Genomic DNA, 24356 nt, shown 5'->3' with positions numbered 1-24356 from the left:
GATTATGAAACGAAACTTATTATTCATGTTGCTGCTTTGCGTTTCCTTGCATCACCCGAAGGCGCAGACCGGAAACAATAATTATGTGAAAACTACCGCTCCTACCGTTGCTACGACCGCAACAACCGGTCTTTCGGTATCCAACAGTATCACCTCCTACCAATACTTCGATGACCTGGGCCGTCCCTGGCAGACTGTTCAGGTGGGAATGACTCCCGGCCAACTGGACCTGGTGACTTATCAGGAATATGACGCTGCAGGCCGTAGTTCGGCTTCCTGGCTTCCTGTGAATGCCGCTTCGGGCAATAACGGAAATCCGCTCTCGCTGAGCACCGTTCAATCCCGTTCCCAATTGTCGTCCAATTATGGCGACGGCAAAGCGTATTCCAAACCTGTTTATGAGGCTTCACCTTTGGATCGGGTATTGGAACAGTACGGTCCGGGACAGGAGTGGCATAACAACGGTAAACGTGTGAAGACCGAGTATCTCAGCAATACAGCCGATGGTGAATTGTCATGCAGGTGGTACCGGACTACGGATACCCGTGGCAATGTACAGGTCAGTATCCAATCCGGCAAAGTGTATTACCCGGCAGGAGAACTGTATGTCACCCGTACTACGGATGAGGAAGGTACGGGGATAAGCTTGGAATTTAAAGACAAGCAGGGCCATTTGCTCCTTACCCGGCGCAAGAATGGTACGAGTTATCATGATACCTATTATGTCTATGACTCTTACAGTAACTTACGTGCCGTACTTCCTCCTCTGGCGGCCGATGCGCTTGCGGCTGCGGGCACATGGACGGTTGCAACAGATGGTACGGGTGTACTGGCGCAATATGCCTATCTGTATAAGTACGATGACCGTAACCGTTGTATTTGGAAAAAGCTCCCCGGTGCCGACTGGATCAGATACGAGTACGACCGTGCCGATCGCATGATTGCCAGTCAGGATGGGGAACAGACTGCTAAAAGTCCCGCGCTCTGCACTTTCTACCTGTATGACATTGACAACCGTCCGGTGATTCAGGGAACTTGTGAGTTCAGGGGTTCCATCGCTTCTTTGGGATCTACGGCGATGCTGACTTCTTTAAAACGGTCGTATGATGGCAAAATCATAGCTTCAGGTCTGGAAAATAGCGGCTACAATCCTAATATGACGCTTTATTCCCCTGTAGTGCATACCATCAACTACTATGATGATTATGGTTTCCGCAGTCTGACAGGTTTCGACAATGAGTCATATTTCCCCAAGGAAAGCCATCCGGCGGGCGGTCTGCTGACGGGTATGGTAACTACGTTGCTCGATGGCAGCGGCAAGAAACTTTATACCGCTTATTATTACGATGAAAAAGGGCGTCCGGAGAAGACTGTCTCTTCCAATCACTTGGGCGGTTATGATATTACCACTACTGTTTATACGTTTACAGGTAAACCCAAGACTGTGACGCATGTACATACTGCCACGGGCAAGGCCCAACAAACACAAGTATATACCTATACTTACGACCATGCGGACCGTGTGAAAACCGTTACCCATAAACTGAATGCCGGAAGTGCCGTTACTTTGGCGAACAATACGTATGACGATTTGGGCCGTTTGAAGAAGAACAGCCGTAATGGTGTTTCTTCTCTTTCTGACAGTTATACTTACAATGTTCGTTCGTGGCTTACCGGTATATCCGGTAGTCAGTATGTGGAGAACCTGACTTATGATTATAACGGCAATATCTCTTCTATGCAGTGGCGACTTGACGGTATCACCCGTAAATACGCTTATGGTTATGATCCTTTATCCCGCCTTGTTTCTGCAACTTTTTCTGGTGGGAGGGATGTTGAACGATATAATACCTCTTATTCTTATGACAAGCATGGTAATATCACTTCTTTGCAGCGATATGGTAAGACTGCCCAGAGCGATCTTGGCGTTTATGGGCTTGCCGATAACCTGACGATGACTTACAACGGTAACCAACTGACCAGCGTTTCGGATGCGGCTGTAACTGTGACGTTGCCCGAGTCCAATGATTTTAAGAAAGGCTCTACTGCCAATCCCGGTTATGCTTATGATAAAAATGGGAATCTTACAAAAGATTTAAATAAAAAGATAACCGCCATATCTTATAATTCCTTACATTTGCCTGAACAGCTTACTATTGACGGTATAACGCATAAATACACCTATGCCGCCGATGGCAGGAAGCTTAAAGTGACACAAGGCAGTACGTCTCGTGACTATGTCGGGAGTGTCATTTATGAGAATGGCTCTTTGAAAAGGATTCTGGTTGAGGGTGGCTATATTGAAGGCGGCACGTATTACTTCTACTTCAACGATCATCTTGGCAATGTTCGTGCTGTAATCGATATGAATAATTATAATATTCAGTTTAATCATTACTATCCCTACGGTCTTCCCATGGCGGAGACTAGCGACGGAAAGCAGAACGAGCAGCCTTACAAGTATAACGGTAAGGAGTTTGAACGTAAGAACGGGTTGAACTGGATGGATTACGGTGCCCGGCATTATGATGCTGCGTTGGGACGGTTTACGACGATGGATAGATTTGCGGAGAAGTATTATTCGATGTCACCGTATCAGTATGCAGGAAATAATCCGGTGGCTAATGTTGATATTAATGGAGATAGTATTGTCATCTTAAATTATGGGTACTACCAAAAACAACACATGGCAATGTTAATTCAAAGTGAAACAGGAAAATGGCAGTATTATTCAATAAATGGTGATAATGTATATATATCTGGAAAATTCTCAGGAGGGCGTAAAGCTGATGATATAGCAGTTGGAGAATTTTATAGCCCCCAAGAGTTTATGGATAGCCCATATAATACGGAAGGTGATGGAGATAATTTATCAATAAATAGTTTTGGATTTTCTGAAGGATATTTAATACCTTCTTCAGAAGTACAGGATAACACTATGAGAGAAACTTTTACTAATATGAGCAACGATAAAGAATATGATTTATTAGGAAATAATTGCGCAACAACAGTACAAAAAGTTATGAAAGCTGCTGGTTTGAAGACTTATAACGATAAACAACAAAAATATAGAGTGCCGGATAATCGTAGTTTTGGGGAATCAAGCTTTATCGTAACACATAAAAATTTGCATCCTATTATTCCGAGTGTTTTATATAAATCTATCATAAGACATAACCCTCAGGGAAAAACTATACATAAAACGAAAAAATAGTTAGTATGAAAAAGATAAGATTGACTCCTATTTTATTGCTTTTTCCAATATTGATAATAGTGTTTATATTCAATATGGTATATTATTCGACATGGACTCCTTTTAGTCTTCCTGCAATATTTATATTCATATTTATTATGTGCATTGTTCTTTTTATCGACCGTATTCTTATTATTTGGCTAAAGTCGAAAATTATTTGGTTTTCAGAAATAGCAGTAATAGTGATTTTACTTGTTTATTTTGTAAGTAAGTGTACATGATTTTTGTCCTTCATTTGTTTCTGATAAGAAGTATTGTCACTGTGCTGAAAAGAAATGCAACACCTTGTTGCTTCAAGCATTAGGATTCCGAATTTCTTTTAAATAAGATCATGAGGCTGCTCGGTTTGAGATAGCCTCATTTTTTTATTCGCTATCGGCAACAATAGTTATCCCAACGATGCTTTGGGTTATAGTAAGAGGAACCTGACGGGCAGCATCGTTACCATACTGAAAAGTAGTAGTACTGTTGTTTTCAGCCTCAAATATGCGTATTACTATGGTATTAAGGTTAACATATGCACTTTTACTAGTCAGCATGTCACTGTAACTCATACGCATACTGCTACCGATCAGTCTACGTGCACGGAAGCATATACTTATACCTACTGCTGACCGTGTGACAACTGTTACCTATAAACTGAATGGTGGAAGTTTCGTTACGTTGGCAAACAATACGTATGACGATTTGGGAGGTCTGAAGAAGAACAGTCGTAATGGTGTTTCTTCTTTGTCCGATACTTATGAGTATAATGTCAGTTCGTGGTTCACCGAGATTTCCAGTGTTCAATATGTGGAGAATCTGACTTATGATTATGACGGCAATATCCTTTCCTTGCAGCATTATGGCAAGACTGCTCAGAGCGATCTTGATGTTTACGGTCTGGTCGATAACCTGACGATGACTTACAGCGGTAACCAACTGACCAACGTTTCGGATGCTGCCGTAACTGTGACACTGCCTGAGTCCAATGACTTTAAGAAAGGCTCTACTGCCAATCCGGGCTATGCTTATGATAAAAATGGCAACCTTACGAAAGATTTGAATAAAAAGATAACCGCCATATCTTATAATTCCTTACATTTGCCTGAACAGCTTACTATTGACGGTGTAACACATAAATATACTTATGCTGCCGATGGGAGGAAGCCCAAAGTGACACAAGGCAGCACGTCTCGTGACTATGCCGGGAGTGTCATTTATGAGAATGGTTCTTTGAAAAGGATTCTGGTTGATGGTGGCTATATTGAAGGTGGCACGTATTACTACAATTTCAATGACCATCTTGGCAATGTAAGCATGGTGCTGAGTGCCGGTGGAAGTTCTGTTCAGTTTAACCACTACTATCCCTTCGGTTTTCCCATGGCGGAGACTAGCGAGGGAAAGCAGAATGAACAGCCTTATAAGTATAACGGCAAGGAGTTTGAACGGAAGAACGGGCTGAACTGGGTGGATTACGGTGCACGGCATTATGATGCTGCGCTGGGACGGTTTACAACGATGGATCCGTTGGCGGAGAAGTATTATGAGGTGAGTCCGTATGCGTATTGCATGAATAATCCTGTAATATTTGTAGATCCAGATGGAAGAAAAGTCTATTTTGCTCCAGGAGTTTCGGCTCAATTTAAACAAGATTTTGCTAAGTCAGTTCAGTATTTGAATAGTCGTGGTGCGGGAGGCATGCTAGCTAAGCTGGAAAAATCGGATAAAGTGTATTATATTGCAGAATCATCTGAAGCAGGTAGCAAATATGATACTGAAAATAAGACAATTACTTGGGCTTCAAAACATGGACTTTTAACGAATGAAGGCATTATGTTATCTGCAACATCTGTACTTAATCATGAAGTGGATCATGCATTACAACATGATCAAAACCCGGAACAACAAAAAGCAGATGGGAAAAGAGATTTAACTAACCCTTATACAAATAAAGAGGAGGAAAGGGTCATTACTGGTTCTGAACAAGAAACTGCAAAAAAAATGGGAGAAATTAAAGATGGTGAAGTTACCCGAAAGGATCATGGTGGAACATTGTATGAAATGAAAAGTTCCACGTCAACTGAAATTAAGGATGAAATAATAATAATACCTAAATGATGAAGAATGTGGTATTTTTGCTTATTCTGTTACTTTTTTCTTGTTGCTCTTTAAAAACAGAAAGGAAGGTTTCAGAAGAAATTACGATGGCCAGAAATGATGTTGACATCAAAATGGTTGTATTACATCATGTAAATTTAATTGGTATTTTTACTATTGTTGATGTATCTTGTGAAGAATTTGAAAGAGTCTTCTGTGATAGTATGAAGAAAGATACTATTGTAGAACCTAATGAAATCAGTTTGTTGAAAACATATATAGACAATCTAAAAAGAATAGATTCTTTATCTATAAACTCAATAGATACTCGATGCAAACTTTATCTTATATCCCCTTCGGATACAACGGAGTATTGTGTAGATAGTGGTGGCATCTATTCGGATGGTGTCTATTATGAAATCTCAAATGAACTTTATGACTATATTGAAAAGTTAGAAGAATAGTTATATAAGCAAGTTTGAAGAGACTCTAAATCACTAAACAAAACGATTCCCTGTTCACATCGGTTCTACCCATGATATTGAATGTGAACAGGGAATCTCATATTCGATGAATTGGCTTGTCTATTCTATATATAAATAATCGTAGTGTACTACCGGTTTCTTACCATGCTTTCCCATTGCTTCTCTGGCCTGTGTAGAGTCGCAGTTTGCTTTGCCCACACCAATGGGTTTGCCTCCGAAGTCAACAATCCGCACGATATCATCCTTCTCAAATTCGCCGATGACATCGATGATGCCTACAGGCAGAATGCTGACTGCTTTATCCGAAAAAAGCAGTTCCGTAGCACAGTAATTGATGTGCAGTTCACCTTTGGCAAAGCCTTCGCTATGGGCAATCCATTTCTTGACACTTGATACGGGCTCCGGAGAAGGGATAAAGCGGGTGCACAATGTTGTTTCAGCATGCTGAATCAAATCGACCAGAATGTTATCCCGCTTACCATTGGCGATGATAACGGTGATGCCTTCATCGGCTACTTTGCGGGCGATATTGGTTTTGGTGAGCATTCCGCCACGGCCGAAGCTGGATTTGGAAGTCTGTATATAAGAAGAGAGATCTTTCCCCTGGCCGATTTCCCGGATGACTTCAGAAGCGGGATCGGCAGGAGAACCGTTATAAATACCGTCGATATTACTAAGAATAATCAATGCCTGCGCATCCATCATGGATGCTATCAAGCCGGACAATTCATCATTGTCCGTAAACATCAGTTCACTTACAGAGATTGTATCGTTTTCGTTGACAATAGGTATAACCCCATTTTCCAGCATTACCGTCATGCAGTTCTTTTGATTGAGATAATGCCTGCGCGTAGCAAAATTCTCTTTCATAGTCAGCACCTGTCCTACAGCAATGCCATGCTCCCGAAAGAGTTCGTAATAACGGTTGATAAGTTTAGCTTGCCCCACGGCAGAGAAAAGCTGACGCTGATCTACACTGTCCAATTTCTTGGCAGAATGCACTTCACTACGTCCGGAAGCTACGGCTCCGGATGAAACAAGTATAATTTCTACTCCTGTCTTATGCAGTTCGGCTATCTGATCGACTAAGGCAGACATACGTGTTACGTCCAGAGTTCCATCACGGCGCGTCAGGACATTGCTGCCTACCTTTACAGCTATTCTCGAAAATTGTTGTTCCATGTGTTGTATATCGTTCTTATGTGGTTTCAGAAGGAAAGTGAAAGAATTATTCTTCGTCTTTCCCTTTATCACGCTCACGGATTATCTCCATGGCGTCTTCATATCTTTCCTCACTGACGAGAATGGTTACATCTGGTGCTATATAAGGTGCAATGGTGCTCATAAGCCCGTCTTTGATAATAGTTGCTATACCATTGTTTTCGAGTAGACCTTTAACAAGTTCTGCTTCCCACGGTGATCCTTTGAACACTTCAACTGTGCGGCTATAGTCTGTTGATTTCATAATGGTAAGTATTAATAGGTTTATATATTACAAATATAACAAGTATTTCGGAGAAAAGATTTGTTTTACCGTCAAATATTAATGATTATAACTCTATTCGCTGTACGGTTACCGCTTCGTTCAGGAAAGTGGATGCTGACTCTATGAACTTCTCTTCTGCTTCCGTGGTGTAGTAAGTACAGTTTCCACCTTTGGTACATTTGGCATCCATTTCAGGATGTCGGCGGAAGTAGTCTTTCAAGCTGTCGGCTACCAGTTCACCTTGCGTCACTGTAGCGATGCCGTCCGGCATGTGCTTCTTTATTTTAGGTAATAGCAAAGGATAATGAGTGCAGCCAAGAATCACGGTATCAATCTGCGTGTCTTTTGCCAGCAGTTCATTGATGTATTTACGAACGAAGTAATCTGTCCCGTCTCCTTCCGCTTCGTTGTTTTCTACGAGAGATACCCATAACGGACAAGCTTCACCCGCTACCTGAATATCCGGAAAAAGCTTATGAATTTCCAACGGATAGGATTCTGATTTAATGGTTCCTGCTGTGGCAAGAACACCGACATGGCGACTCTGTGTAATACTGCCTATACATTCAACGGTAGGGCGGATGACACCCAATACACGGCGTGCCGGATCCATTTCGGGTAAATCATTGATCTGTATGCTGCGTAATGCTTTGGCAGATGCCGTATTGCAAGCCAGGATAACGAGATGACATCCCATCTCAAACAGTTTAGTGACTGCCTGTAGTGTGAATTCATATACGATTTCGAAAGACCGTGTGCCGTAGGGCGTACGTGCATTATCTCCTAAATAGATATAGTCATATTGAGGCAAGGCTTCACGTATCTTACTCAAGATGGTAAGTCCGCCATATCCGGAGTCGAATACACCGATAGGGCCGGGAATAGTAGGTAATTCTTGTTTCATACTGGAAAAGCTTAGTACACGTTGCAAAGATAATGCAAATCGAATGCAGAACTTTCATGCTTGCATGAAAAAGTTATGCTGAGATGCAGCTTATCTTATCTAAAGATATAAAAAGGCGTGAACTGCATACAGTCCACGCCTTTTTATATCTTTAAACGATGAGTCTTCTTATTTGATACCCAACTGAGTTTTTACTTTAGCAGTAACATCTACACTTTCTGAACCTACATAAGGTATCGGTGTACGAGCCAGGTCGAAGATGTAGATTACACCTTCTGCTTTACCTACAGCTTGAATAGCTTCATCCAATTTCTTATAGATAGGCACTAAAGCATCTTGCTGTGCTTTCTGCATGTTTTGATAAGCATCTTGCTGGAACTCTTCTTGTCTTTGAGCCATGTCCTGCAATTCTTTTTGGCGTCTTTCTGCAATATTCTTCGGCAGAGAGTCTGCTTGTTGCTGGAATTCCTGAACTTTCTTATTGAATTCAGTTTGAGAACGCTGCATTTCTTCCTGATACTGTTTTGACATAGCGTCAAGGTCAGCTTGTGCTTTAGTATATTCCGGCATAGCAACAATAACCTCCTGAGAGTTCATGTGAGCGAATTTTTGTGCCATCGCTCCTAACGGAAGAGCGAATAGTACTACGAGTAGTGCGATTTTTTTAAGCATAATGTTTATTGTTTATTTTAATAATTAGTCGTTGTTTGGTGCAAATATAATGCAAAGCAAATGTAAAACAAAATAAGCCAGCTTATTTTTAATACTGAGATGCCGCCTATATTCGACTAGCAAATGTATGAAATTAATTTGAATATCCTAACTTCTCAAGCACTTCATTGCTGATGTCAATACGCGGAGAAGCAAAAATAATGCTTGTTGCGGATGCCCGGTCTACAACTACCGAATATCCTTTCTGCTCCGATATTTCTTTAACCGCATTATAAATCTCATCCTGAATGGGTTGCATCAGACTTTCACGTTTCTTGAATAATTCCCCTTCAGGTCCAAAATAAGTGCGGCGAAGTTCAGCGGCTTCTTTCTCCTTAGCGACAATCGCTTCCTCTTTCTTTCCTTTTTGTTCTTCAGAAAGGAAGACGGCTTCCGATTGATAGTTCTTGTACAACGTTTTGGCTTCCTCGGCAACTTTTTCTACTTCACTTTGCCATTTCTTGGAAACCTGGTTCAACTGTTCGTTAGCACGTTCGTATGCCGGAATGTTCTTCAGGATATACTCCATGTCAATCAAGGCAAACTTTTGTGCACTGGCTGTCATGCCTACGGCAAACAGCAAGATCATTAATAAAACAGACTTTCTCATAACGTTTGGTTTTTGTGATACAATTAGAATTCCTGTCCTAAGATAAAGTGGAACTGACTGCCACCGTAATCTTTCGAACCACGTATTTTATCGAAACCATAAGCCCAGTCAATACCCATCATACCGATCATCGGCAGGAAGATACGGACACCAACACCTGCAGAACGTTTCAATTCGAACGGATTGAAGTTCTTTACATCGTGCCATGCATTACCGGCTTCTACAAAACCTAACGCATAAATACTGGTACTTGTTTCCAGCATCAGCGGATATCTTAACTCAAGTCCGAGACGGGTATAAGCATAACCTTCGTAGCCGTAAGGAGTCAATGAACTGTTTTCATAACCACGAAGAGCGATACTTTCCGTTGCGTAGCTGGAGTAGCCGGTCATACCGTCACCACCCACGTCGAATGTTTCGAACGGAGACTTCTTATACTTGTTGTAATGTCCCAACAAACCAAATTCAACACGACCCATCAATACCGGAGTACGTTTTACTGCTATCGGGTCCATCAACGGGATGTACACTTTGGATTTGAATTTCCATTTGTGGTATTCAATCCATTTGTGCATTTTGTTCATATCATCCTGGTTGCTGGTACTGTATTTGCTGTAGTCAGTTCCATCGAACAGTGAGTACGGCGGAGTCAACTGTACAGACAATGAGAATTCAGAACCTGAACGGGGATAGATCGGATTATCGATAGAACTACGAGACAAAGTCAGGTTGATGCTGAGGTTATTACACTTACCATTTGTTACAGGGAAGTATTGCCAGTCGCTTAGGATATAGCGTTGGTAGGATAACTCAGCAGTGAACTGGAAGTAGTCATCCGGCCATTTCAAACGCTTACCGAACATAGCGGCTACACCGAACATCTTGATAGACTTATCAGGGTCATAATAGTTTTCATAACTGTTATAGTTACCGTAGTTGTACATACCGTAGCCATACATACCGCTATACATACTGTTGTAGTAGCTGTTCATGTATGCTGAGTTGTAGTAACGGCTGCTGATGTCTGTCTGTACAGAATAGAATGCTGACAGAGAGAATGCATTCGGACGTTTACCACCGAACCATGGATCGTAGAATGAAATGCTATAGGATTGATAATACTTGGCATTGGTTTGTCCACTGACAGTCAAGGTCTGACCATCACCCTGCGGCAGGATACCACGATAGTTTTCACCCGGATGCAGTAAGTTTGCAAGTGAGAAGTTGGTGAACTTCAAACTCAGCTTACCGATGATACCGGTTTGTCCCCAACCAGCGGAGAATTCTACCTGGTCGTTAGCTTTGGATACCAGATCGTAACCTATATCCACTGTTCCGTCTTCCGGTCTTGGCTGGATATCCGGTTTAATTTGTTCCGGGTCGAAATGTCCCATCTGCTGGATTTCACGCATAGAACGCATCAGGTCTTCACGGCTGAACAGGTCACCCGGACGGGTACGGAGTTCACGACGAACAACGTTTTCGTACAAGCGGTCGTTACCATTGATGCTAACCTTATTGATAGTAGCCTGACGGCCTTCATAAATACGCATTTCCAAGTCGATAGAGTCTCCTACGATATTTACTTCTACGGGTTCAAGGCTGTAGAACAAATAACCGTTGTTGTAGTAGAGGTTACCGATAGCATCTTCGTCTGACATGGTACGTTCTTCCAGCAATTTCTGGTTGTATACGTCACCTTTCTTCATACGGAGCATAAAGTTCAACTGTTCGGAAGGATACAGAGTATTACCTACCCACGTTACATTACGCAGATAATATTTCTCTCCTTCATCAATCTTCATGAAGATATCCACGGTGCGGTCATCATACGGCTTGATGCTGTCTTCTACGATCATAGCATCGCGATAACCCAACTCGTTGTACTTGTCGATGATCAACTGCTTGTCTGCCTCGAAGTTTTCTTCTACGAACTTTTTGGTACGGAACAGATTGAGCAATTTATTCTTTTCGTTGGTTTTCTTCATGATGCGTTTCAACTTCTTGGTTGCGATCGCTTCATTACCAACGATGGTGATTTCATGCACTTTTACCTTCTCTTTTTTGTCGATGTCAATATCTACGATTACTTGGTTCTCGTTGGATACATCGTCTTTCTGTGCGATGATGACTTCTGCGTTCTTAAAGCCCTTATCGTCAAAATAGCGTTTGATAAGAGTCTTGGCACGGTCGATCACATTGGGTGTCACCTGTCCGCCCTTGATCATACCGATCCGGCTCTCGATATCTTCACGCTCTGATTTCTTCACTCCGTGGTAACGAATTTCAGAGACACGAGGGCGTTGAGTCAGATGGATTGTTAGCCAAATCTTGTCACCTTCTATCTTGTCTGCGGTGATTTGGACGTTGGAGAATAAACCATGCTTCCAGTAACGCTTACAAGCCTGAGTGACTTCCTCACCCGGTATTGTAATTGTTTGTCCTACAGACAAACCGGATAGTCCGATGAGTACATAGTCCTCATAGTTCTTTACTCCTTCTACTTTAATTTCTGCAATTTCATACTTTTTGGGTGCTCCCGAGTAGAGAATAACCGGTTTTGCTGCATCGTCATCGGTGCCATTGGCATCTTGAGCCGCGCTTGTCAATACACAACCAAAGAGGCAGATAAACGCTGTGAGTATAGAGAAAATACGATAGTGCATTTATGTTTTGGATTAAATATGTTTGAGTTTAACTGATTTGTTCACTGATTTTGCCGAATCTGCGTTCCCGTCTCTGGTAGTCGCAAATGGCTTTACGAAGTTCTTCTTCCCGAAAATCGGGCCAATAGGTTTCGCAAAAGTAAAGTTCCGAATACGCGCATTGCCAAAGTAGGTAATTGCTCAGGCGGATTTCTCCACCGGTGCGTATCAACAAGTCGGGGTCAGGCATGAAGCTGGTTGTCAGGTGCTTTGACATTAAATCGCAGTTGATTTGTTCGGGTGTCAATTCTCCTTTCTGTACCAAGACAGCTATTTGCCGGCTGGCTTCTGTTATTTCCCAGCGTGAAGAGTAGCTAAGGGCAAGTACCAGGCACATGCCTGTATTCTTAGATGTATTTTCTACGCAATTGTATAAACGGGTTTGTACATTTGCGGGTAACTTTTCTATATCTCCGATAATCCGGAAGCTAATGTTGTTCTTCATGAACGTATCTTCTTCGATGGAATCGAAAAGAAGACTCATCAGAGCAGCAACTTCGTCTGTAGGACGGTTCCAGTTTTCGGTTGAGAACGTATATAGGGTCAGATATCTGATGCCCAGCCTGGCGGCTTCTTCGGCTATCACATGAACGGTCTCTGCACCGACCTGATGTCCGTAGCTGCGTTCGTGTCCACGCTGCTTCGCCCATCGTCCGTTGCCGTCCATGATAATCGCCACATGCTGGGGTATCCGGCTCAAATCAATTTGTTCTTTATATTGCATCTTTTTTTAGTTGTTACATTCCTTACATCTTGGGAAGAGGTCGTAGGTGATGAAAAAGACAGTAAATGCGTAACTATCTTTATTCTTCCAACCTTTTCCTTTTATCTGGTACGGGTCTTCCAGTTGCAAGCCTTCCCGTTGGGTAACATCCAACTGGTCGCTAAGACTGAACCGCATCGTAAACTCACATCCTATATTGATGCGCGGGGTTGCTTTGAATTTCACTCCCACTCCAATGGGAATGTTCATAGTGAAGACCGTTTTTACAGGTTTTGGTGCAAACGTAAAACCTAATCCACCTAATATATAAGGTGTAAACCGACGGTCACCCCGGTACGTGTTACCGATACCATATCCCAAAAAGTTATATTCAAATTGCACTCCTAAATCGAATATCGTCCGTTTGAAGGTGGCGTATTCTTCATTTGGATATACATTTTTGAAATCTCTCGTGTCGCCGGAAATCCTGCCGGCTGTCAGGTTACCTTTTATTGCCATGTGTGGATTCAGTAAGTACCGGGCTATGAAACCTCCCGCTATTCCTGTGTTCTTAAACAGGGTACTGCTATTCGCATCTCCCATATAAAAACTCCCTCCAATGGCTCCCCCCAGTTCCCAAGTATATTCCTCTTGCGCAATGACGCAACAGAAAGGGAACATGAGTAGAAAAAATACTATTTTTATATTTCTTGTAATAGTCATACCGTTTTCTTATTACTCCTTATTTATTAAGGAAACGGAAAATTGACTATTTTATTATTGTATCTTGAAACCCAGTTTGTTTAGACGGCCTCGCCATACACTACCGTCGTTCCATACAATCCAAATATAATGATTCTTATCAATAGTCAAAGAATAATCTCCTTTGTCCTTGAAGAGGCTTTCGTATGTAACTTCTTCTTCGTCGTCTTCATCTTCTCCCGGAGTTACTGTCTTTTTCATTGCATACTTGAATTTATCAGCAGATTCATTCCAGGCGATACCTACACGTGAAGAGTAGATCGTTTCAAATTTTCCACCCATCATGTGGAACAAACCTCCATAATACATGATGGCTGGATTCTCCATAGCCGGACAATAGAAATCACTTGGGGTACTCATGTCAGCCCATGTCAATCCATCCATTGTGAACCAGGGGACTACTGCTTTGGCAGACGTTTCCGTTTTACCCACTACTACTGTTTGCTTGATACCGCTTGCATTCGTAAATACAGTAGCATATATGTCTTTTACCGGGAAATCATTGGATACTGTTTCTTTGCTTCTTGTCCAGTTTTTACCGTCAGTACTTATGCAGAAGTATTTTTGACCTCCATCCAGAAGAATACCAATCAACGTTTCCTCTGATATGCCTGTTAGTGCATCAGCTTCAAGTGTAGCAACCAGTGTGCTCATTTGCATGGACTGCACCTCTTTGTTCTCTTTAACTTCCTGTATGCCGGCATTTACCCATACATTGCCATTATCTGAACAGAATACTTCTCCACTTGGGGTGGCTACAAAAAGTTGGTTTTTGAAGCTTACAATAGATCCCAAATCTGTATTGGCAGGCATGCCCGTAACTCCGATGGGATTCCAAGATAAGTGGGCTGGATTTCCTAATGAACTGCGGTATGCTGATGTTGTAGAAGTATAGACAAATAGATTTTCTTCTTCGGCATCATTTTTAAGAATTACTGATTTCTGCTTGTTGGCGGCAGGTGAAGTAGGTAATGATGACGCTTCTCTCCAGATTAGTGAATCCGGATCCTGCTTGTGAACATTTACTGTGATTTTATATTCACGGGTAGTAACTCCGTCAGCTGCATGTACTTTCAGGGTGATCGGTTCTCTCAAGTCAACGGAGTCAGTAAGGTTGTTGAATAGTGTATCTTGTAAACCGGATGTAACCCAACCCGTAACATTGAGTGTGTCAATCAATATCCTGTCTATGATGGTGTCTGATCCAACAGGAAGTGAGTCAACATTATAAATTTCTCTTTTCAGTTGGTCAATCGTAAACTTATAATATATACCTTTTTTTATGGTGTCAAGACCAAAGGCACGTATCGTTGCGTCGGAACTGTATTCATAATTATCATCTGAGTTAAGGCACGAACTTATGGCAATCGACATAAGAAGAAAACTCATGATTACGGATAAAAACTTTATTCTCATTTCTAAAGATAGTGTTTATTTACAAGTTGCAAAAATAGGAACATTTTTCTCGATAAACAGCATAACAGGCAAGTTTTATATAAAATTATAGATAATATGCCCGTTTTTCTCGATTAAAAAGCATCAAAATGAGGTGATTCGCACTATTTTGTCGTAGTGTAATGCCGTATACTTCTACTGAAATATTGTTCGTTGACATAACTAATTTTATCGTTCATTTTAGGTGCATTAACACCAGATATCAGGTGAATGGGGCTCTCTTCGACAAATGCTTCATCCCAAAGATTGGTATCAATGAAAGATTGCAGTAAGGTACTCCCGCCTTCTACTAAAAGGGATTGGAGATTGCGCTCGTACAGAATTTGCATGATCTGGGGCAATATATCTTGTTCGAAGTTTATTGGAAGATACTCTATGTTGGGTAGGGAATTATGGGAGTGTTCGGTGAATACGAGTGTCGGTACGCTGCCATCAAACAAATGGAGTGTCGGTGACAGGCTCAGCTTTCGGTCGATAACAAGGCGTACGGGAGAACGTCCATACCAGTTGCGTACATTAAGGGAAGGATTGTCCAGTTCGGCAGTGCGTGTACCTACAAGTATGGCAGCATGTTCTGCACGCTTTTTATGTACCAGCATGGAAGTCAACGGAGTGGATAGGATAACAGGATTACCTTCGTTCCGGTGTAAATCAATGAATCCATCTGCTGACTCTGCCCATTTTAGGGTGATATACGGGCGATGTAAGGTATGGAAAGTGATGAAACGTCTGATGAGGTATCGGCATTCATTCTCCAACACTCCTACGATCACTTCCCGTCCGGCATCCTTTAGCTTTTGTATACCTCGTCCGGCGACTTTTGAAAAAGGGTCTTGGCAACCAATAACAATGCGGGGAATTTGTTTCTCAATAATCAAATCAGCACAGGGCGGCGTTTTTCCATGATGAGAACAAGGCTCAAGGCTGACGTAAATTGTTGAATGTTTCAATAATGAAGTGTCTTTTACGGAACGAATGGCGTTTACTTCAGCATGCGCTTCTCCGCAGCGTACATGATACCCTTCTCCGATAATTTTCCCATCACATACGATGACTGCCCCTACCATTGGATTAGGGGCTGCGTTGCAAAATCCGTTCTGTGCCAGCTGTATACAGCGACGCATATATTTTTCTTCTTCCATGTGTGTTATCTTTCTACGATAATTCTTACTTTTGCACTCCAAAATGGATTCTTCGTTGTTTGGGATACAGGTTTCCCGGTGATATACCCGATACCTGTCCGGTGTCTACCAAGTCCGTACCATCTCCGTATCTATACGCTTGGACTTGACACGGACTTGGTACGGACTTGATACGGACCGGGTCTCATCTTGGTTCGGTAATAGAACTGACGAAGAATCCCCAAAATATCCATTTATGAATATTACTGCCTCTTATATCCGCCGTGAACTGCAGGATTATTATACACCGCAGGAAGCCGGAAATTTGTCCAGACTTATCTGTTGCGAGATTCTGGGGCAGCCGGTTGTGGATTATTATTTGGGCAAAGATATAACTTTATCTGCAAAAGCAGAACAGGAATTGCAAAGCCTTCTCAGGCGTTTACGGAATTTTGAACCAATACAATATATTTTAGGAGAAGCACGTTTCCTGGGGAGAGCATTTCAGGTAGCTTCCGGTGTTCTTATTCCACGTCCTGAAACGGAAGAACTGGTGGAAATAATGTTGAAAGAGATTTCTTCTACTTCTCGTATTTTAGATATTGGGACAGGCAGTGGTTGTATTGCTGTCACCTTGGCAAAAGAATTGCCCGGAACACAGGTCACTGCCTGGGATGTGTCTGAAGAAGCTTTGGCTATTGCTGCTGCTAACAGTCTGGCTTTACAGGCACCTGTCTGTTTTGAACAGCGTGATGTACTGGCTTATACTCCCGGTGTAACAGAACGTTATGATGTGATAGTGAGCAATCCGCCTTATGTTACTGAAGCAGAGAAACAAGATATGGAACGGAATGTGCTGGACTGGGAACCCTCTTTGGCACTGTTTGTACCAGATACAGATCCTTTGCGTTTCTATCGTCGTATAGCTGTGTTGGGGCTTGAAATGCTTGAACCTGACGGAAAACTTTATTTTGAAATTAACCGTACTTTTGGAGAAGACATCGTGCTTATGATGCGTGAATTAGGATATCGCTTTGTTCGTCTTCAAGAGGATATTTCCCATAATGATCGATTTGTAATAGCGCAAAAATGACAAATATTACTGAAACAGAGGCTTTAAGTAAAGTTGCAGGCTATTGCTCCACAGCGGAGCATTGTCGTGCAGAGATTTCTGAGAAACTACAACGTTGGGGATTGCCGTACGACGCCATTGATCGTATCCTTAAACGACTGGAAGATGAAAAGTATATTGATGAAGAACGATTTTGTCGGGCTTTTGTCAATGACAAGTATCGCTTTGCGAAATGGGGAAAAGTGAAAATAGCCCAGGCACTCCAACTGAAAAAGGTTTCTTATAATGTATGCCGGCGTTTTTTGAATGAGATAGATGAGGAGGAATACCTATCTATTTTAGATAGCCTTTTGGCTGCAAAACGTAAAAGTGTACATGCGGAGAATGAATATGAGTTGAATGGAAAGTTAATGCGTTTTGCTCTGAGTCGTGGGTTCGAAATGAAAGATATTCGTCATTGTATACAACTTTCTGACGAAAATGATGACTTTGAGTGAAAAATCTCTTTATTCTTTTTTTTATTCTCATTCAGTTTCCGTATTTTTGTGCCATATTTACTATAAATAGCTAATTTAGTTATGAGAACTTTAGAAAAACTATTCGCAGAGAAGTTGCTGAAGATAAAAGCGATTAAACTACAACCGGCTAATCCCTTTACTTGGGCTTCCGGATGGAAATCTCCTTTTTACTGTGATAACCGCAAAACTCTTTCCTATCCTTCCTTGCGTAATTTTGTAAAGATTGAAATTACCCGTTTGATATTGGAACGTTTCGGGCAGGTGGATGCAATTGCCGGTGTAGCAACAGGTGCCATTCCTCAAGGGGCTTTGGTTGCTGATGCGCTGAACTTGCCGTTTGTGTACGTACGTTCTACCCCGAAAGACCATGGTCTGGAAAACCTGATTGAAGGAGAACTTCGTCCGGGTATGAAGGTGGTTGTGGTCGAAGATTTGATTTCTACAGGTGGAAGCAGTCTGAAGGCTGTAGAGGCTATACGCCGTGATGGATGTGAAGTTATCGGTATGGTAGCTGCATATACTTACGGTTTCCCGGTTGCGGAAAAAGCATTCAAAGATGCCAAGGTTCCTTTGGTAACGCTGACAAATTATGAGGCTGTGTTGGATGTTGCACTTCGTACGGGTTATATAGAAGAAGAAGATATAGCAACGCTGAACGAATGGCGTAAGGACCCTGCACATTGGGATGCTGGAAAGTAACAGCGGTTTATTCTATAAAATAAATAATATGACGAAAGGGCCATTCGGATAGATTCTGTCCGGATAGTTCTTTTTGTCTTTTAAAGAGATTCAAAATATGACAAAATTTGAAAGTGGTGTGAAGACAATACCTGCCTCGCAGGAAGCTGTTTATGAGAAATTATCCGATTTGAATAATCTGGAAAAGTTTAAAGACAGCTTGCCAGAAGATAAAGTGAAGAACTTGAGCTTTGATTCGGAGAGTATGGTGATAGAAGTTGCTCCTGTGGGTAAGATAGCGTTGAGTATAGTAGAGAAAGACCCGTGTAAATGTATCAAGTTTGCCACGACCACTTCGCCGCTGCCCTTTAATCTGTGGATACAGATTGTGCCGGTAACAGAAACTGAATGTAAAATGAAGCTAACCATCGGCATGGAATTGAATCCTTTTATGAAAGGTATGGTTCAGAAACCTTTGCAGGAAGGATTAGAGAAAATGGCGGATATGCTTTCGATTATACCGTATTAATCACTAATCATTAATCACTAAATAAATGGCTCAGAAACTTTGGGAGAAATCCGTTCAGGTAAATAAGGATATAGAACGTTTTACAGTGGGGCGCGACCGTGAAATGGATCTTTACTTGGCAAAGCATGATGTGATAGGCTCTATGGCCCATATCACGATGCTCGAAAGTATCGGTCTGTTGACAAACGCAGAATTGGGTCTCCTGCTTGATGAATTGAAGAATATCTATGCAGCCGCTGAAAAAGGCGAGTTTGTGATAGAAGAGGGAGTAGAGGATGTACACTCGCAAGTGGAGTTAATGCTGACGCGTAAATTAGGTGATGTTGGTAAGAAGATACATAGTGGCCGTTCTCGGAATGACCAGGTACTGCTCGACCTGAAACTTTTCACGCGTGAGCAGATCAAGGATATTGCTGAGGCGGTGGAGCAACTGTTCCATGTGCTGATATGCCAGAGTGAGCGTTTCAAGAATGTGCTTATGCCTGGCTATACTCATTTGCAAATAGCAATGCCGTCTTCTTTCGGCTTGTGGTTTGGTGCTTATGCTGAAAGTCTGGTAGATGATATGCTTTTCCTGCAGGCAGCATTCAAGATGTGTAATCGGAATCCTTTGGGATCAGCTGCCGGATATGGTTCTTCATTTCCACTGAACCGTACAATGACAACACGTTTATTGGGATTTGACTCCTTAAATTACAATGTTGTTTATGCACAGATGGGGCGTGGTAAGATGGAGCGTAATGTAGCTTTTGCCTTGGCAAGTATTGCCGGTACTATTTCTAAACTGGCTTTTGATGCTTGTATGTTCAATAGTCAGAATTTCGGTTTCGTGAAGTTGCCTGATGATTGTACAACCGGTTCCAGCATTATGCCTCATAAGAAGAATCCTGATGTTTTTGAACTGACACGTGCTAAATGTAATAAGTTGCAGTCACTGCCACAACAGATCATGATGATTGCTAATAATCTGCCTTCTGGATATTTTCGTGATTTGCAGATTATAAAAGAAGTATTCTTGCCTGCTTTCCAGGAACTGAAAGATTGTTTGCAGATGACGACTTACATCATGAATGAAATCAAAGTGAATGAACATATTCTTGATGATGACAAGTATCTGCTTATTTTCAGTGTGGAGGAAGTAAATCGTCTGGCACGTGAAGGTATGCCTTTCCGGGATGCTTATAAGAAAGTGGGATTGGATATTGAAGCCGGAAACTTCTCACATAGTAAGCAAGTGCATCATACGCATGAAGGAAGTATTGGCAATCTATGTAACGATGAAATCTCTGCACTGATGCAAGAAGTGGTAGATGGTTTTAATTTTCATGGGATGGAAGTGGCTGAAAAAGCCTTGCTTGGACGATAAGTATAATATTGTATGCGGAAATTCTGTATAATTATAGGGATGCTTTGGCTGTGTGTTGCCGGTTGCGGTGATTCATACGAGTCGAGCATCCCTTCTATTGGCTTTAATTTCTCATGCAGTCTTTCACAATCTCCTTATTATAAGATTACGACTCCCGGCCAATTCTTGAAGGTAGATAAGAATGTGAATGGATTACCTGTAGGCTATGCAGGATTAATAATAGGACAAAGCGTATATTCGGATGGCAATACCTATGTCGCTTATGATGCCGCCTGTCCGGTGGAAGCCAATCGTAGTGTTTCAGTCGAGTTGGTAGAAGATGGATTGGGTACTGCTGAATGCCCTAAATGCCACACCAAATATAATTTAAGCAGTGGTGGATTCCCCACAGGAGAAGGTACGGAATACCTGAAACATTATAAGGTTTCTGTATCCGGTACTACTTTACAAGTCCGTAACTGATAAAATAGCAACTTTTTCTATGTAAAAAATTTGGCTGTAACGGGGAAACTCCTTATCTTTGCACCCGTTCTACAAAAAAGACCTGCGGAAATAGCTCAGTTGGTAGAGCATAACCTTGCCAAGGTTAGGGTCGCGAGTTCGAGTCTCGTTTTCCGCTCTCCTTTATAGGATGCTCGAATGGTGGAATGGTAGACACGAAGGACTTAAAATCCTTTGGCCATTGCGGCTGTGCGGGTTCAAGTCCCGCTTCGAGTACTTGTTTAAAGCTCCATGAGTCATTGATTTATGGAGCTTTTTCTTTTAGGCATCTCCTTTGCTTTCTATACCAGATAGAAGTCCGAATCAGATACCCTCGCTACTATACATTTAAAGTTAGAATACTATGAGAACATTTAGGTTATTGGGACTGGTTTTAATCACTATGCTTGTTAGTATAAATTTTGCAGCTTGCAGTGATGGTAATGAACAGGATGATCTTGGTCCTGATAAAAATCCTACAATTACTATTGATTCAAGTATTATCACAAATGGCTTGGCTTTTGCAGCAGAAGGAAGTATAAAATCTGTTAGTTTCACCACTAATACTGATTGGACGCTGAATATAGCCTCCACTACGGGCGGTTCAACATGGTGTACGGCATCGGTTGCGAGCGGTAAAAAAGGTGAGGCGTCAGTTGAGTTTACTACTCTTGATAATTCGGATTATGACGACCGAAGTGTGTCTGTAACCATTAAGGCAGGAACTGCAAGCCAAACTTTCACTATTATACAAAAATGCAAAGAGGCGATACTTGTGACCACAGATAAATTTGAAATCGTCCAAGAAGGTGGTTCTATTAATGTAGAAGTAAAGTCAAATATTGACTATCAAATGGAAATTTCAGAAACGGCAAAAAGTTGGATTACTGAAACTAACACACGTGCTTTAACTACTCATAACCATACTTTCTCTATTGCAGCAAATGAAGAATATGAGAAACGTGAAGGTGAGATTTACTTCAAAAAGGGAGAGTATGTAGAAACCGTAAAGGTTTATCAGGCAGGTGGTGCAGTCATAGTATTGACAAAAGAAAAATATGAAGTAAGCGATAAAGGAGAAACTATTACCGTAGAAATAAAAAGTAATGTAGAATACGGAATAAAAATGCCACAGGTCGATTGGATTTATGATGAGGCTTCCGTGCGTGGTGCTTCCAGCCATACCCTGAAATATATTATCAATCCTAATGAGACTTATGACAGCCGTTCTGCGCAAATTATCTATTTCGATAAGAATAATACTGCAAGCGCCGATACATTAACCATCATACAAGTGCAAAAAGATGCTATCGTTATTGGAAATAATGAATATACAATTGATGCAAAGGGAAAAACTATAGAAGTGGAGTTAAGTTCTAACATTGATTATACGATTTCTATTGCTGATGATGGGAAGGATTGGATCTCATGTGTGGAGAATACGAGAGCCTTGACCACTAAGAAAATTAAGTTCAATATTGCAGAGAATACTTCTGATGATAGTAGAGCAAGCCATATTACTTTTGCTTCTGGCAATGGAGTTAGCCAGAATATTAAAATCATTCAGCAAGGAGCACTTCCTGTTATACATGTAGAAACAGCAGGTACATTATCAAGGTTGATTAACAGTTCTGTGAAAGATGAAATCACAAAACTAAAGATTACAGGAAATCTAAACTCTACTGATACGGAATTTCTGCGTAAAATGAAAAAAATACAGGTTTTGGATTTGTCCGAAGTGAATATGACAAAACTTGGGTATTACTCATTTCAACTATGTAATAATCTTACTTCTATTATTATTCCTAGTAGTGTGACAAGTATTGGCGAAGGTGCATTTTGGGAATGTTCAAGACTTACTTCTGTTGTTATGCCTGACGGTGTGACAAGTATTGGAAAATATGCATTTGGGGGCTGTTCAAGACTTACCTCTATTGCTATCCCTGACAAGGTAATAACTCTTTCAAGTAATGCATTCCAATTTTGTACAGAGCTTACTTCTATTGATGTGGGTGAAGATAATACTGAATACTCATCTATAGATGGGGCTTTATATGATAAAAATGCGTCGACACTGCTGAAGTGCCCTGAGGGTAAAATATCAATTGCTATTCCTGGCAATATGGCAAATATTGGTGATATAGCCTTCTATCTGTGCTCACGTCTTACTTCTATTAATGTGGATGAAAACAATGCTAAATATTTATCTATAGATGGAGCTTTATATGATAAAAATGCATCGACACTAATAAAATGTCCTGAAGACATTCCGTCAATTACAATTCCTAACAGTGTGACAAGTATTGGCGATGAGTCATTGTCCCGTTTAAATCTGACTTCTATTACAATTCCTAATAGTGTGATTAATATTGGAGATAGGGCATTATCTAGTTCAAACTTTACTTCTATTACAATCCCTAATAGCGTGACAAGTCTTGGAAATGGAGCATTCGATAACTGTTCATACCTTACCTCAATTACGCTCCCTAATAGTGTAACGACTATCGGAAATGAGACATTTGCTGGTTGTTCAGGCCTAACTTCTATTACGATTCCTAACAGTGTGACAAGCATTGGGATAGAGGCATTCTCGTGCTGTAGACGCCTTACTTCAATTACTATCCCTGGCGGTGTGACTAGTATTGGCATGGAAGCATTCAGTTGGTGCTCAGGTCTTACTTCTATTACTATTTCTAAAGGTGTGACAAAAATTGGTATTAATGCATTCTGGGGCTGTTCAAGTCTTACTTCTGTTACTATTCCTAATAGTGTGACAAGTATTGGAAAAGGTGCATTTTCGGCTTGTTACGGTCTTACTTCTATTACAATCCCTAATAGTGTGACTAGTATTGGAGATTATGTATTTTGGGGATGTTCACGTATAAGAGAAATTCATATTGGATATAAATCTGTATCTGGTATGAATCCATCTGTTTTTGAAAATGTAGATACAAGTGTATGTGTTCTATATGTACCCAGAGGCTGTAAAAATGCTTATAGCATTGCAGATGGATGGAGGTTTTTCAAAAATATAGTGGAAGAATAAATAAAAAAAACAATCTTAAAGCTCTGTGAACTATCTGTTCATGGAGCTTTACTCTTTTAGGTATCTTCTTGCTTCTCTACTCTCTACATCTCATACCGCTATGCTTTAAACTCTTTATTGATAGCTGCTCTGTGTGTTATAGGCAGCAGCGTAGGAAGTAGAAGGTAGATAAACTTGCATTTACTCTATTCTTTTTGTTGATTTGCTTAAAGGAAAATGTCCGGATGACCGGTTCAAAACTTCGTTTTCTAATTGCTGGCTGTCCGTTTTCCAACTGCGGGCTGCTGGGCCTCCATATGGAAACTGTCGGGCCCGCAATTGGAAGATGAAGATTTGTCGGTACCAAAAAGGTAAAATGCCTAAGGTAAAAGTATGTTTTTCCTTAGGCATCAC

Annotated in this window: 21 protein-coding genes and 2 tRNA genes; 12 read left to right on the top strand and 11 right to left on the bottom strand. The window is 41.3% G+C overall.

Annotation, left to right across the window (positions count from 1 at the left end):
• Positions 1 to 4: 4 nt before the first annotated feature.
• Positions 5 to 3214, top strand: a complete 3210-nt coding sequence (locus DWW10_RS00925; protein WP_022394301.1) for a DUF6443 domain-containing protein — start codon at positions 5 to 7, stop codon at positions 3212 to 3214.
• A 404-nt stretch (positions 3215 to 3618) separates the two neighbouring features.
• Here DWW10_RS00925 and DWW10_RS00920 read toward each other — a convergent pair whose 3' ends face one another.
• A complete protein-coding gene (locus tag DWW10_RS00920; protein ID WP_147350448.1) occupies positions 3619 to 3807 on the bottom strand; it encodes a hypothetical protein in 189 nt (62 codons plus the stop codon).
• A 64-nt stretch (positions 3808 to 3871) separates the two neighbouring features.
• On the opposite strand from DWW10_RS00920, the gene DWW10_RS00915 reads away from it, so the two are divergent.
• Together DWW10_RS00915 and DWW10_RS00910 are read left to right on the top strand one after the other, a co-directional pair.
• Positions 3872 to 5353, top strand: a complete 1482-nt coding sequence (locus DWW10_RS00915) for an RHS repeat domain-containing protein (RefSeq protein WP_022394303.1) — start codon at positions 3872 to 3874, stop codon at positions 5351 to 5353.
• Positions 5350 to 5796, top strand: coding sequence for a hypothetical protein (locus DWW10_RS00910; RefSeq protein WP_118420629.1), 447 nt, complete (start codon positions 5350 to 5352; stop codon positions 5794 to 5796). The genes DWW10_RS00915 and DWW10_RS00910 overlap by 4 nt, the downstream gene beginning before the upstream one ends.
• 120 nt (positions 5797 to 5916) lie before the next feature.
• Here the strand turns inward: DWW10_RS00910 and proB are convergent, their stop codons facing one another.
• The 10 genes from proB to ribD form a co-directional block, all read right to left on the bottom strand.
• Positions 5917 to 6999 carry a glutamate 5-kinase gene (gene proB / locus DWW10_RS00905; protein ID WP_022394305.1) on the bottom strand — a complete coding sequence of 361 codons (1083 nt, stop codon included), beginning with the start codon at positions 6997 to 6999 and terminating at the stop codon, positions 5917 to 5919.
• Positions 7000 to 7045: 46 nt separating this feature from the next.
• Positions 7046 to 7282: a DUF2007-related protein gene (locus DWW10_RS00900; RefSeq protein WP_021968041.1), complete on the bottom strand. Its 237-nt coding sequence runs from the start codon at positions 7280 to 7282 to the stop codon at positions 7046 to 7048.
• Between the two features lie 85 nt (positions 7283 to 7367).
• Positions 7368 to 8207: a glutamate racemase gene (gene murI, locus DWW10_RS00895; RefSeq protein ID WP_022394306.1), complete on the bottom strand. Its 840-nt coding sequence runs from the start codon at positions 8205 to 8207 to the stop codon at positions 7368 to 7370.
• 168 nt (positions 8208 to 8375) lie between these two features.
• Positions 8376 to 8879 (bottom strand): OmpH/Skp family outer membrane protein, encoded by a 504-nt coding sequence (locus tag DWW10_RS00890; protein WP_118221809.1) that lies wholly within the window; start codon positions 8877 to 8879, stop codon positions 8376 to 8378.
• A gap of 133 nt (positions 8880 to 9012) precedes the next feature.
• Positions 9013 to 9528, bottom strand: coding sequence for an OmpH/Skp family outer membrane protein (locus tag DWW10_RS00885; protein WP_022394308.1), 516 nt, complete (start codon positions 9526 to 9528; stop codon positions 9013 to 9015).
• A 23-nt stretch (positions 9529 to 9551) separates the two neighbouring features.
• A complete protein-coding gene (bamA, locus tag DWW10_RS00880) occupies positions 9552 to 12194 on the bottom strand; it encodes an outer membrane protein assembly factor BamA (RefSeq protein ID WP_022394309.1) in 2643 nt (880 codons plus the stop codon).
• 28 nt (positions 12195 to 12222) lie between these two features.
• Positions 12223 to 12957: an isoprenyl transferase gene (locus tag DWW10_RS00875; RefSeq protein ID WP_022394310.1), complete on the bottom strand. Its 735-nt coding sequence runs from the start codon at positions 12955 to 12957 to the stop codon at positions 12223 to 12225.
• A 6-nt stretch (positions 12958 to 12963) separates the two neighbouring features.
• Positions 12964 to 13659 (bottom strand): type IX secretion system protein PorG, encoded by a 696-nt coding sequence (gene porG, locus DWW10_RS00870; protein WP_022394311.1) that lies wholly within the window; start codon positions 13657 to 13659, stop codon positions 12964 to 12966.
• 54 nt (positions 13660 to 13713) lie between these two features.
• Complete coding sequence (locus DWW10_RS00865; RefSeq protein WP_022394312.1) at positions 13714 to 15114, bottom strand: BamI family beta-barrel-assembly machinery protein; 1401 nt, start codon at positions 15112 to 15114, stop codon at positions 13714 to 13716.
• 143 nt (positions 15115 to 15257) lie between these two features.
• On the bottom strand, positions 15258 to 16295 hold the full coding sequence (gene ribD / locus DWW10_RS00860; protein WP_022394313.1) for a bifunctional diaminohydroxyphosphoribosylaminopyrimidine deaminase/5-amino-6-(5-phosphoribosylamino)uracil reductase RibD: 1038 nt from the start codon (positions 16293 to 16295) through the stop codon (positions 15258 to 15260).
• 235 nt (positions 16296 to 16530) lie between these two features.
• On the opposite strand from ribD, the gene prmC reads away from it, so the two are divergent.
• The 9 genes from prmC (at position 16531) to DWW10_RS00815 (ending at position 23963) form a co-directional block, all read left to right on the top strand.
• Positions 16531 to 17367, top strand: coding sequence for a peptide chain release factor N(5)-glutamine methyltransferase (prmC, locus tag DWW10_RS00855; RefSeq protein WP_022394314.1), 837 nt, complete (start codon positions 16531 to 16533; stop codon positions 17365 to 17367).
• Positions 17364 to 17843 carry a regulatory protein RecX gene (locus DWW10_RS00850; protein ID WP_022394315.1) on the top strand — a complete coding sequence of 160 codons (480 nt, stop codon included), beginning with the start codon at positions 17364 to 17366 and terminating at the stop codon, positions 17841 to 17843. The genes prmC and DWW10_RS00850 overlap by 4 nt, the downstream gene beginning before the upstream one ends.
• Before the next feature lie 81 nt (positions 17844 to 17924).
• The gene (pyrE, locus tag DWW10_RS00845) at positions 17925 to 18563 is read left to right on the top strand and encodes an orotate phosphoribosyltransferase (protein ID WP_022394316.1); all 639 of its coding nucleotides are present in this window, start codon (positions 17925 to 17927) and stop codon (positions 18561 to 18563) included.
• A gap of 97 nt (positions 18564 to 18660) precedes the next feature.
• Positions 18661 to 19071, top strand: a complete 411-nt coding sequence (locus DWW10_RS00840; RefSeq protein ID WP_022394317.1) for an SRPBCC family protein — start codon at positions 18661 to 18663, stop codon at positions 19069 to 19071.
• A 25-nt stretch (positions 19072 to 19096) separates the two neighbouring features.
• Positions 19097 to 20437 carry an argininosuccinate lyase gene (argH, locus tag DWW10_RS00835; protein WP_022394318.1) on the top strand — a complete coding sequence of 447 codons (1341 nt, stop codon included), beginning with the start codon at positions 19097 to 19099 and terminating at the stop codon, positions 20435 to 20437.
• A 12-nt stretch (positions 20438 to 20449) separates the two neighbouring features.
• Positions 20450 to 20899, top strand: a complete 450-nt coding sequence (locus DWW10_RS00830) for a Rieske (2Fe-2S) protein (protein WP_022394319.1) — start codon at positions 20450 to 20452, stop codon at positions 20897 to 20899.
• 84 nt (positions 20900 to 20983) lie between these two features.
• Positions 20984 to 21056, top strand: a tRNA-Gly gene (locus tag DWW10_RS00825).
• A 14-nt stretch (positions 21057 to 21070) separates the two neighbouring features.
• A tRNA-Leu gene (locus tag DWW10_RS00820) sits at positions 21071 to 21154 on the top strand.
• A gap of 127 nt (positions 21155 to 21281) precedes the next feature.
• On the top strand, positions 21282 to 23963 hold the full coding sequence (locus DWW10_RS00815; protein WP_022394320.1) for a leucine-rich repeat protein: 2682 nt from the start codon (positions 21282 to 21284) through the stop codon (positions 23961 to 23963).
• Positions 23964 to 24356: the final 393 nt, after the last annotated feature.

It is taken from the genome of Bacteroides intestinalis (genome assembly GCF_003464595.1).
Classification (GTDB): Bacteria; Bacteroidota; Bacteroidia; order Bacteroidales; family Bacteroidaceae; genus Bacteroides; species Bacteroides intestinalis_A.
Note: the sequence above shows the minus strand (reverse complement) of the source record. Positions and strands in the feature narration are given on the sequence as shown.

Bases quoted from the DNA above. Each gene is read 5' to 3' on its own strand.
- DWW10_RS00890 (WP_118221809.1), bottom strand. From the start codon at position 8,879: ATGCTTAAAAAAATCGCACTACTCGTAGTACTATTCGCTCTTCCGTTA.
- DWW10_RS00885 (WP_022394308.1), bottom strand. From the start codon at position 9,528: ATGAGAAAGTCTGTTTTATTAATGATCTTGCTGTTTGCCGTAGGCATG.
- ribD (WP_022394313.1), bottom strand. From the start codon at position 16,295: ATGGAAGAAGAAAAATATATGCGTCGCTGTATACAGCTGGCACAGAAC.
- prmC (WP_022394314.1), top strand. From the start codon at position 16,531: ATGAATATTACTGCCTCTTATATCCGCCGTGAACTGCAGGATTATTAT.
- proB (WP_022394305.1), bottom strand. From the start codon at position 6,999: ATGGAACAACAATTTTCGAGAATAGCTGTAAAGGTAGGCAGCAATGTC.
- DWW10_RS00875 (WP_022394310.1), bottom strand. From the start codon at position 12,957: ATGCAATATAAAGAACAAATTGATTTGAGCCGGATACCCCAGCATGTG.
- pyrE (WP_022394316.1), top strand. From the start codon at position 17,925: ATGAGAACTTTAGAAAAACTATTCGCAGAGAAGTTGCTGAAGATAAAA.
- murI (WP_022394306.1), bottom strand. From the start codon at position 8,207: ATGAAACAAGAATTACCTACTATTCCCGGCCCTATCGGTGTATTCGAC.
- DWW10_RS00840 (WP_022394317.1), top strand. From the start codon at position 18,661: ATGACAAAATTTGAAAGTGGTGTGAAGACAATACCTGCCTCGCAGGAA.
- DWW10_RS00910 (WP_118420629.1), top strand. From the start codon at position 5,350: ATGATGAAGAATGTGGTATTTTTGCTTATTCTGTTACTTTTTTCTTGT.
- argH (WP_022394318.1), top strand. From the start codon at position 19,097: ATGGCTCAGAAACTTTGGGAGAAATCCGTTCAGGTAAATAAGGATATA.
- DWW10_RS00920 (WP_147350448.1), bottom strand. From the start codon at position 3,807: ATGAGTTACAGTGACATGCTGACTAGTAAAAGTGCATATGTTAACCTT.
- DWW10_RS00815 (WP_022394320.1), top strand. From the start codon at position 21,282: ATGAGAACATTTAGGTTATTGGGACTGGTTTTAATCACTATGCTTGTT.
- bamA (WP_022394309.1), bottom strand. From the start codon at position 12,194: ATGCACTATCGTATTTTCTCTATACTCACAGCGTTTATCTGCCTCTTT.
- DWW10_RS00850 (WP_022394315.1), top strand. From the start codon at position 17,364: ATGACAAATATTACTGAAACAGAGGCTTTAAGTAAAGTTGCAGGCTAT.
- DWW10_RS00865 (WP_022394312.1), bottom strand. From the start codon at position 15,114: ATGAGAATAAAGTTTTTATCCGTAATCATGAGTTTTCTTCTTATGTCG.
- DWW10_RS00925 (WP_022394301.1), top strand. From the start codon at position 5: ATGAAACGAAACTTATTATTCATGTTGCTGCTTTGCGTTTCCTTGCAT.
- DWW10_RS00900 (WP_021968041.1), bottom strand. From the start codon at position 7,282: ATGAAATCAACAGACTATAGCCGCACAGTTGAAGTGTTCAAAGGATCA.
- DWW10_RS00830 (WP_022394319.1), top strand. From the start codon at position 20,450: ATGCGGAAATTCTGTATAATTATAGGGATGCTTTGGCTGTGTGTTGCC.
- porG (WP_022394311.1), bottom strand. From the start codon at position 13,659: ATGACTATTACAAGAAATATAAAAATAGTATTTTTTCTACTCATGTTC.